Origin of the sequence: Mesorhizobium sp. M4A.F.Ca.ET.050.02.1.1 (genome assembly GCF_003997725.1) — a bacterium.
Taxonomy (GTDB): Bacteria; Pseudomonadota; Alphaproteobacteria; order Rhizobiales; family Rhizobiaceae; genus Mesorhizobium.
Genome location: NZ_RZSG01001177.1, coordinates 1 through 1,290 on the forward strand (window position 1 = coordinate 1; position 1,290 = coordinate 1,290).

The following is a 1,290-nucleotide window of genomic DNA, read 5'->3' on the forward strand; positions in this document are numbered from 1 at the left end:
CGGTCGGGCTGGTCAAGTTCATCGGCGAGCAGGGCTCGCTGGCCAAGATCCGGCCCGATCACAGCGTCGTCTTCATCCGCGACTGGCCGAACGCCGAAAAGCGACTAGCGGGCTCGGCCGTGGTGATGACGCAGCTGGCGCGGCTGGTGGAGAAAGCCGCCTAGGTGTGTTGAGTTTCAGTTGATGCCGGCCTGCAAATGGCGGTTTCCCTGCGCTTCTGGTGCTCACGTACTTGAGTACGCTCCGCTCCGGTTCTCGGAAATCACCATTTTCGGCTCGGCCTAACCTGAATCTCAACACACCTTGGCCAGCAACGCTCATTCGCCAGCGCTCAAATTCCGGTCTAGAATAGGAATTCGGCTTCGTGTAAGGAGCCGCCACCCCATATTGGGCTGGAATGGCGGGCGAGGGTGCCCGTTCATCTGTTTGTTTGACGCAATTCCGCGCGGAATCACGCTTTTCCTGGAATTGCCGCTGAAGGGCGTTTGGGTGCAACGATGACGAAATGGTCGCCGAATTCGTGGAGAGAAAAGCCGATCAAGCAGGTTCCCGCCTATCCGGACCTTGCCGCGCTGAAGAACACGGAAGCCCAACTCGCCACCTTTCCGCCTTTGGTTTTCGCCGGTGAGGCGCGCAAACTGAAGAAGCAGTTGGCGGCCGTTGCCGCCGGTGATGCATTCCTGCTCCAGGGCGGCGATTGCGCCGAGAGCTTCGCCGAGCATGGCGCGGACAACATCCGCGACTTCTTCCGCGTCTTCCTGCAGATGTCCGTCGTTCTGACCTTCGCCGGCGCGCAGCCGGTGGTGAAGGTCGGCCGCGTCGCCGGCCAGTTCGCCAAGCCGCGCTCTTCCGACAATGAGACCAAGGCCGGCGTGACGTTGCCCAGCTATCGCGGCGACATCATCAACGGCATCGAGTTCGACGCCAAGTCGCGCATTCCCGATCCCGCCCGTCAGGAGATGGCGTATCGCCAGTCGGCGGCGACGCTCAACCTTCTGCGCGCCTTCGCCCAGGGTGGTTATGCCAGCCTGGAGAATGTGCATCGCTGGATGCTTGGTTTCGTCTCCGACAGCCCGCAGGGCGAAAAGTACGAGTCGCTCGCCAACCGCATCACAGAGACCATGGACTTCATGCGCGCAGTCGGCATTACCTCCGAAACCAACTTCGCGCTGCGCGAGACCGATTTCTACACCAGCCATGAGGCGCTGCTGCTCGGCTACGAAGAGGCGCTGACCCGCGTCGATTCCACCTCCGGCGACTGGTACGCCTCGTCGGGTCACATGACCTGGA

At 61.7% G+C, this 1,290-nt stretch carries 1 protein-coding gene; it reads left to right on the forward strand.

What is annotated here, in order from left to right:
- Nucleotides 1-497 precede the first annotated feature (497 nt).
- Nucleotides 498-1,290 (forward strand): 3-deoxy-7-phosphoheptulonate synthase (locus tag EOA33_RS36095; protein ID WP_145989526.1); only part of this gene is annotated, 793 nt, incomplete at its 3' end.